General features: G+C 71.1%; 8 protein-coding genes. 5 read left to right on the plus strand and 3 right to left on the minus strand.

All coding sequences use genetic code 11. The features are described 5' to 3' along the window. Window positions 1–59: 59 nt before the first annotated feature. Together NS184_RS05565 and NS184_RS05570 are read right to left on the minus strand one after the other, a co-directional pair. Entirely contained in the window at window positions 60–356 is a 297-nt protein-coding gene (locus tag NS184_RS05565) for a hypothetical protein (RefSeq protein WP_058725141.1), read from the minus strand. Next, complete coding sequence (locus NS184_RS05570; RefSeq protein WP_058725142.1) at window positions 356–1,612, minus strand: inorganic phosphate transporter; 1,257 nt, start codon at window positions 1,610–1,612, stop codon at window positions 356–358. Before NS184_RS05570 ends, NS184_RS05565 begins: the two co-directional genes overlap by 1 nt. A gap of 116 nt (window positions 1,613–1,728) precedes the next feature. On the opposite strand from NS184_RS05570, the gene NS184_RS05575 reads away from it, so the two are divergent. The 3 genes from NS184_RS05575 to NS184_RS05585 all read left to right on the plus strand — a co-directional run bounded on the left by NS184_RS05575 (window position 1,729) and on the right by NS184_RS05585 (window position 5,447). Further along, window positions 1,729–3,417 (plus strand): cation:proton antiporter, encoded by a 1,689-nt coding sequence (locus NS184_RS05575; RefSeq protein ID WP_058725156.1) that lies wholly within the window; start codon window positions 1,729–1,731, stop codon window positions 3,415–3,417. Window positions 3,418–3,545: 128 nt separating this feature from the next. Next, the gene (locus NS184_RS05580) at window positions 3,546–5,084 is read left to right on the plus strand and encodes an ABC transporter permease (RefSeq protein WP_058725143.1); all 1,539 of its coding nucleotides are present in this window, start codon (window positions 3,546–3,548) and stop codon (window positions 5,082–5,084) included. Between the two features lie 75 nt (window positions 5,085–5,159). Then, window positions 5,160–5,447, plus strand: a complete 288-nt coding sequence (locus NS184_RS05585; protein ID WP_058725144.1) for a hypothetical protein — start codon at window positions 5,160–5,162, stop codon at window positions 5,445–5,447. Here the strand turns inward: NS184_RS05585 and NS184_RS05590 are convergent, their stop codons facing one another. Beyond that, entirely contained in the window at window positions 5,448–5,948 is a 501-nt protein-coding gene (locus tag NS184_RS05590) for an 8-oxo-dGTP diphosphatase (protein ID WP_058725145.1), read from the minus strand. It abuts the gene before it with no gap. Window positions 5,949–6,000: 52 nt separating this feature from the next. Here NS184_RS05590 and NS184_RS05595 point away from each other — a divergent pair, with 52 nt between their 5' ends. Then, the gene (locus NS184_RS05595; protein WP_058725146.1) at window positions 6,001–6,351 is read left to right on the plus strand and encodes a hypothetical protein; all 351 of its coding nucleotides are present in this window, start codon (window positions 6,001–6,003) and stop codon (window positions 6,349–6,351) included. Window positions 6,352–6,416: 65 nt separating this feature from the next. Further along, complete coding sequence (locus tag NS184_RS05600) at window positions 6,417–7,307, plus strand: aminodeoxychorismate lyase (RefSeq protein ID WP_058725147.1); 891 nt, start codon at window positions 6,417–6,419, stop codon at window positions 7,305–7,307. The last annotated feature ends 43 nt before the right edge of the window (window positions 7,308–7,350 follow it).

A 7,350-nucleotide genomic window follows, 5' to 3' on the forward strand; every position in this document is an offset into this window, starting at 1 on the left:
TCCCGTCGCGTCAGCGACCTGCAGCGCGCGAGCCGACGCGTGGCGTCACGCGGTGCGCGTCAGTGGAACTGCGGGACGATGAGGTAGATGCCGTAGAGCACGGCGACGGCGCTCACCGCGAAGCAGGCGACCGCGAGCGAGCGGTACAGCCGCACCCCCGGCGGGGTCTGTCCGGGGATCGGGAACCCGGCCGTGGCCGGCCCGACGGTGCCGTCGTCCTTCACCGTGTACTTGCCGGCGCGGCTGTCCGCAGCGCTCCAGAAGCGCAGGCCGATCGAGTACACCGTCACGACGAAACACGCGCCGACGACCGAGGCGATCGCGACCGTCAGGAAGGCGAACCAGTCGATGCCCATCAGCGACGACCTCCCTTGCGAGCGGCCATGCGGCGCAGGGTGCGCTCACGGCTCAGCTCGGCACGACGGGCCGAGACGACCTCGGCGCGCTTCTTGCGCTGCATGTCCCGGCGCTCCTTGCGGGTGAGGACCGCGTTCGCGGCCACGTCCACCTCGATCGCGGCGGCCTGGTCGTGCGGCTTGCGGAGCGACCAGAGGTACAGGCCGAGGATCACCGCGGCTCCGACGACGGCGTCGATCACGAGCCCGACGACGCCGATGCGGGCGATGCCGGACGCGACCGCGCCGACCGCAGCCGCGGCGGGCAGCGTGATGAACCAGGCGATGACGATCTTGCCCGCGGTCGACCACTGGATCTTCGACCCACGACGGCCGAGGCCTGCGCCGATGATCGAGCCGGACGACACCTGCGTGGTGGACAGCGCGAACCCGAGGTGGCTCGACGCGAGGATCGTGGCGGCGGTCGAGGCCTCGGCGGCGAAACCCTGCGTCGCACGGATCTCGGTGATACCGGACCCGAGCGTGCGGATGATGCGCCAGCCGCCGGTGTACGTGCCGAGGGCGATCGCGAGGGCACACGCGACGACGACCCAGAACTGCACGCCCTGGTCCGCCGACTGCGCACCGGACGCGATGAGCGTCAGCGTGATGACGCCCATCGTCTTCTGCGCGTCGTTCGTGCCGTGCGCGAGCGACACCATCGAACTCGTGAAGACCTGCCCGATGCGGAAGCCGCCGCGCTCGTTCGGGAAGACCGGGCGACGGGTGATCCGGTACGCGATGCGCGTCGACAGGAACGACACGAGCGCCGCGATCACGGGCGACAGGAAGGCCGGGATGATCACGACCGTCAGCAGTGCCGCGTAGTTCACGGAGCCGAACCCGGCACCGACGATCGCGGCACCGATCAGTCCGCCGAACAGCGCGTGCGACGACGACGAGGGCAGGCCCCGCAGCCACGTGATCATGTTCCACACGACCGCGCCGATGAGCCCCGCGAAGATCATCTCCGGGGTGATCGCGACGCCGCCGGGGCCCTCGTTGATCAGGCCGTGCGAGATCGAGGTCGCCACGGCGGTGCTGAGGAACGCACCGACGAGGTTGAGCACCGCTGCGACGGTGACCGCGACCTTGGGCTTCATGGCGCCGGTCGCGATCGGGGTCGCCATCGCGTTGGCGGTGTCGTGAAAACCGTTTGTGAAGTCGAAGAAGAGGGCCAACGCGATGACCAGGACGACTATGAGTGTGATGTCCACCGCGGGAAAGTGTCCCAGGCGACCGCCCCGAGCACAAACCCTGCCGTTCACGTCGCGTTCACCAGTGCTGTCGATCCGTTCAGGAACGGAACCATTCCGATGAGAGAATGTTCCTCATGGACCCTGTCGAGCTGCTCATCCTGCTGATCGGATCGCTTGCGGTGACGGGGTTCGCGCGGGCGAAGGGCCTGCCCGCTCCCCTGCTCGTCACGGCCGTGGCCCTCGCGGCGTCGTTCATCCCCGGACTGCCGCACATCGAGATCGACAGCGAGGTCATCCTCACCGTCGTGCTCCCGCCGCTGCTCTACTCGGCGGCGCTCGACGTGTCGTGGCAGAGCTTCCAGACGTCGATCAAGCAGATCCGGCGCCTCGGGATCTTCCTCGTGATCGTCACGGCGCTCGTGGTCGGTGTCGTCGCGTACTTCCTCATCCCGGACATGACGCTGCCGGCAGCGATCCTCCTCGGCGCGATCGTCGCTCCGCCGGACGCCGTGTCCGCGGCGGCGATCGGCCGGAAGCTCGGGCTCCCCCGGCGCGTGATGACGGTGCTGTCCGGCGAGAGCCTCATCAACGACGCGGCCTCGCTGACGCTGGTGCGGGTGTTCACGCTCATCATCGCGGGGACGTCACTGACCATCTGGCAGGACCTCGGCATCTTCGGGCTCGCGATCGGCGTCGGCCTCGTGGTCGGCGGGGTGCTCGGTGTCGCCGTGCACTGGATCCGGATGCGGATCAACGACCCCGTGGTCGAGACGATCATGAGCATCCTGCTGCCCTTCGTCGCGTACATCGGCGCGGAGCACCTGTCCGGGTCCGGGGTGATCGCGGTCGTCACCGCGGGCCTCTACATCGGCTACAACTCGCCGAAGGAGGGCTACGCGACCCGGCTCCAGGAGCGCCCCCTCTGGACGAGCATCGACGTCATCCTCGAGGGGTTCGTCTTCGCCCTCATCGGTCTGCAGCTCAACGACGTCGTGCAGAAGCTCATCGCGAGCGAGCGGAGCCTCGGTCAGACGCTGACCGCGGCGGTCGTGATCCTCCTCGTCGTGATCCTCGTCCGGCCCCTCTTCGTGTTCGAGTCCTACGTGCGCAACCGGATCAACGGACGCTGGCTCCGGCCCCTGCGCATCCGGCTCTCCCGCGGGCACCCGTCGCTGCGGTGGATCCGTGGTTCGGCGGAGCCGAAGCTCAACTGGCGCGAGCTCACCGTCATCTCGTGGACCGGGATGCGCGGTGTGGTCACGCTCGCCGCCGCGGTGTCGGTCGTGGCGAACCCGACGGAGATCCCGGCGCAGGACACCATCTTCGTGATCGCGTTCATCGTCACCGTCGGCACCCTCCTGCTCCAGGGCCTGACGCTGCCGTTCGTCATCCGGGCGCTCAAGGTGCAGGACCCCGAGGAAGGCATCCAGGACGTCCGGAGCGAGATGCGGCTGAACGAGCGCACCACCCGCGCCGCGATCGAGCTCATCGAGCAGCGACGGCCGGAGTGGGGCGAGCGCTTCGGGGTCGAGGCGACGGACGTGTTCGTCGCGCGGCTCAAGGCACGGCTCGAACGCGCCGCCGAGACGTTCCGGCAGGACGCCGTGGAGGAGGAGACCGAGGACCAGCAGCTGCCCTCGCGGCTCCGGGGTGCGCAGATGCAGGACATCCGCCGCGACCTGCTCGACCGGCGACGGGAGATCGTGCTCGAGGAGCGCGAGAAGGGCAACCTCGACGAGGAGGTCATGCGCCGGGTACTCGTGACGCTCGACGCCGAGGAGCTCGCCATGGACTCGGCACAGGCGTCCCGCAGCCGGAGCTGACCGCGCCGGAGCACCGGGTGCGGCGCGCGACCGTGCACGCCGCGCGGCCGCGCGCTCCGCACCCCGGTCGCTGTCGGACGTCACGGCGTATCCTGGCGCTCCGATCGAGAACAGGAGCACGTGGCCGAGTGAGCACCCCGCGGAACGACCTCCCCCCGAAGCGGACCACCCGCCCGTCGACCCGCGGCACGCGTCCCCGTCGAGGGTCGTCCGTCGCCGGTCACCGTCGGGTCCGCCAGGCTCCCGTCCCCGAGCCGCAGCGCATCAGCCGCTACCGGCGCTGGTACGGCACGCTGCACCCGTCGCTGCAGCTCATCGGTCTGCAGCTCTGGATGCCGCTGTTCTTCATCGTCGGGTTCTGCCTCTGCTACGTAGTCGCGTTCCACGCGCCGCACCCGCACGACGTCCCCGTCGCCCTCGTCGGCAGCGACCCGACGCTCGTCGCGGCCGTCGGCAAGGCCCTGCCGGGCGAGTACGCCTTCCACGTGTACGACTCGCTCGCCACCGCGAAGCGCGACGTGCTCGCCGGCAGCATGGCCGTCGCCTACGACCCGTCGGCGAACGAGTTCTTCAAGGCCAGCGCGCACCAGTACCAGGTCGCGGCGCTCGTCCCCGCCACCCTGTCCGCGGTCATCGGTGCCGGCGGAGCCGCAGCCCCGAAGGTCACCGAGCTCGCCCCGCTCCCCGCCTACGACGAGTACGGCACCGTCTCGATGTACGTGATGCTCGCGTGGTGCATCGGCGGCTACATGGTGGCCATGTTCATCGGGATCATGGGCGGCCCGCTCCGGCACCGCACCCGCATGGCCGTGATCGTCGTCGGCGGCCTCGTCATCTCCCTCATCACGAACACCCTGGCGGGCCCGGTCGTCGGCGCGATCCAGGGCCACTTCGTCCCGCTCGTCCTCATCGCGTGGGGATGGATCGTGGCGATCGGACTCGCGGTCAACGGCCTGAGCTACTTCGCCGGCCGGTTCATCGCCGCCCCGGCCATGATCTGCTTCGTCTTCCTCTCCATGCCGTCCTCCGGCGGCGCGTACCCGAAGTGGTTCATGCCCGAGCCGTTCGCGTGGCTCAACAACGTCGTCGTCGGTTCGAGCATGGTCGACATGATCAAGCACCAGATCTACGGCGTCGGGCCCGGTCTGACGCGCGGGCTGGTCACGATGGCCTGCTACGCCGGAGCGGGCCTGGTGCTCATGTACTTCGGCAAGATGTGGTGGGAGCACCGACGCATCCGCGCGATCGTCACCGGCCGCACGACGATGTTCCAGGACGCCCAGAACGCGAACCGGGACTTCCTCGGCAAGCAGCGCGACCAGGAACTCGAGCGGCACGGTCTGACCTCGACGGAGACCGGCACGCTCAGCGTGCTGCGCGACGACGACTGGGAGGACGAACGAGCCGGCGGCGACGTCTTCATGGGCGGTCGCGACGGCCTCGAGACCGAGAGCTCGCCGACCGGTCGCATCCCGGTGGTGCGCTCGGGCGAGCGGTCCGCTCCTGCGGGACGGCCGGGAGGCCCGACCAGCGGTCCGCGCACGCGTCCCGTCCCACGGGCGGACGGCTCGCGGGTGCCCACGCGCTCCGACGTGCCGGCTCGGTCGTCCGCACGGACCGGCGGCCCGGACGACGACCGCCCCCACGGCCGGCACGCCGACCGCTGAGGCCCACCGGTCGGGGTGCGGAGGCCCGCCGCGCCGGGCGCTGGGGCCCGCCGCCGCCGGGCGTATCCTGGGCGGATGAACCCGCGCATCGCCTGGCACCGCGTCCTCGTCACCGTCGTCGTCGTGTTCCTCGCCCTCGCGGTCGTGCTCTACGCGCTGAGCGTGTTCCTGGCCCCTGCCGACGGCCGGAACACCGCCGGGCTCTTCGTCGGCTGGGCGATGTTCGCGATGATCGGCGCGATCGGCTTCGGCATCGTCGACTTCTTCGTGCGTCCGCTCGGTGGCCGCAGTGGCGACGCGGACGTCATGGCCGCGGCCGAGGAAGCACGGACCGGCAGCACCCGCACGCAGCAGGTCCGCTGATCACGCTCCGGTGAACCCGGCCACGGTCGCGTTGTCCTCCGCGAACGTGAAGCGCGCGCGGACGCGACCGCCCGCGAGCACCCCGGGCAGCCAGTACTGCGCGTCGTCCCACATCGCCCCGTAGGGAACGGTGTCGACCGGGATCCACCGGGGCTCGAGCTCGTCGCTGCCCGTCGGGTCCCCCTGCCAGCGGCGGCAGACGAAGACGTCCGAGACCTGCGACCAGGACGGACGGAACGGGAACCGGTAGTCCAACGTGCCCCGCGCCTCCAGGTCGTCGGGGTCGAGCCGCAGGCCGACCTCCTCGGCCACCTCGCGGACGGCCGTGTCGACCGCGGCCTCACCGGGCTCCCGCTTGCCGCCGGGCCCGACCAGGCGGCCGGTGCCGAGGCCGCGGCGCTTCTCCCCGAGCAGCACCTCGGGGCCGTCGGCCCCGTCGCGGAGCAGGTACACGACGACCACGGCCGGGTGCTGGATCGTGCGGTCGGCGCGTTCGGTCACCTCCCCAGTGTGGCGTACGCTCGTCCCATGGCAGGCGTGCTGCGGGGGCATCATGGCTGAGTCCCGCAGGTCGGGGCGCAGCCTCGAAGTGCTGCGTGCCGAGGCCGCCGAGGAGATCTCGATGCTCGTCGAGCACCGGAGCCGGCAGGGCGAGGACCCGTGGGACTTCATGCCGACGCTGCCGACGGTCGACGAGCAGGTCGTGCTCATCCTCCGTGCCGACTCCCTCGAGCTCGACGCCGCGCTCGGGAAGCGCAGTGCGCAGTGGTCGATGCACCCGGCGTCCGGCCAGGGCACCGCGATGGGCGAGGAGTACCACCGGCTGCGCCGCATCGCCCTGCAGCACCCGGAGCTGACCGAGGCGGTCTGGAAGCTCATGGGCGCACTCCCCGACGCGAGCTGACCGGCGCCGGGGGCGTCGGCCGCGGTCCGGTGCCGGGGCCGGTCGCGCTGCGGTTGGATGGGCACATGACCGAAACCGTCCTCGCGATCCTCAACCAGCCCTCCCGCGACGCCGCACCGCACGACCCGGACGCCGACACGTTCTGGTTCGCCGCCCCGCTCGAGGAGCACGTGCAGGTGCAGGACCTCGGGATCATCCGCGGCGACGGCGTGTTCGAGACCATCACCGTGGTGGACGGTCGGCCGCAGGCGCTCGAGCCGCACCTCGCGCGCTTCGAGCGGTCCGCCCGCATGCTCGACCTGCCCGTCCCGGACGCCGACGCCTGGCGCCGCACGATCGAGGCCGTGTGCGCCGAGCTGGACCCCGTCCGCGAGGGCTTCGTGAAGACCGTGCTGACCCGCGGCGTCGAGGGCTCCGACCGCCCGACCGGCTGGGCGTACGCGGCGCCGTCGGGTGACCAGACGCCCGCACGCACCGAGGGCATCTCGGTCGTGACGCTCGACCGCGGCTACCGGCACGACGTCGAGCGCACGTCGCCGTGGCTCCTGCAGGGGGCGAAGACGCTCTCGTACGCGGTGAACATGGCCGCACTGCGCGAGGCCGACCGCCGAGGGGCCGACGACGCACTCTTCGTGTCGACGGACGGCTACGTGCTCGAGGGCACCCGCGCGAACCTGGTCATGTCCGTCGGTGGTCGGTTCGTGACCCCCCGCACCGACATCGGCATCCTCGCCGGCACCACGCAGGCCGATGTGTTCCGGTTCGCCGAGGAGGCCGGCATGGACACCGCCTACGAGCTCGTGACGCTCGCCGACCTCGAGGCAGCCGACGCGCTCTGGCTCGTGTCGAGCGTCCGCCAGGCGGCGCCGATCCGGTCGGTGAACGGGGTCACCCGGGCGATGGACCTGCCGCTCACCGAGCGCATCAACGAGTTCCTGCTGTCGCGCGAGTCCTGACCGCGCCGGTCACGGACCCACCCCGTGACGGACGGGAGGCCCG

Source organism: Curtobacterium luteum, from assembly GCF_001475545.1.
GTDB classification, from domain to species: Bacteria; Actinomycetota; Actinomycetes; order Actinomycetales; family Microbacteriaceae; genus Curtobacterium; species Curtobacterium luteum_A.

Bases quoted from the DNA above. Each gene is read 5' to 3' on its own strand.
- NS184_RS05600 (WP_058725147.1), top strand. From the start codon at position 6,417: ATGACCGAAACCGTCCTCGCGATCCTCAACCAGCCCTCCCGCGACGCC.
- NS184_RS05595 (WP_058725146.1), top strand. From the start codon at position 6,001: ATGGCTGAGTCCCGCAGGTCGGGGCGCAGCCTCGAAGTGCTGCGTGCC.
- NS184_RS05575 (WP_058725156.1), top strand. From the start codon at position 1,729: ATGGACCCTGTCGAGCTGCTCATCCTGCTGATCGGATCGCTTGCGGTG.
- NS184_RS05565 (WP_058725141.1), bottom strand. From the start codon at position 356: ATGGGCATCGACTGGTTCGCCTTCCTGACGGTCGCGATCGCCTCGGTC.
- NS184_RS05585 (WP_058725144.1), top strand. From the start codon at position 5,160: ATGAACCCGCGCATCGCCTGGCACCGCGTCCTCGTCACCGTCGTCGTC.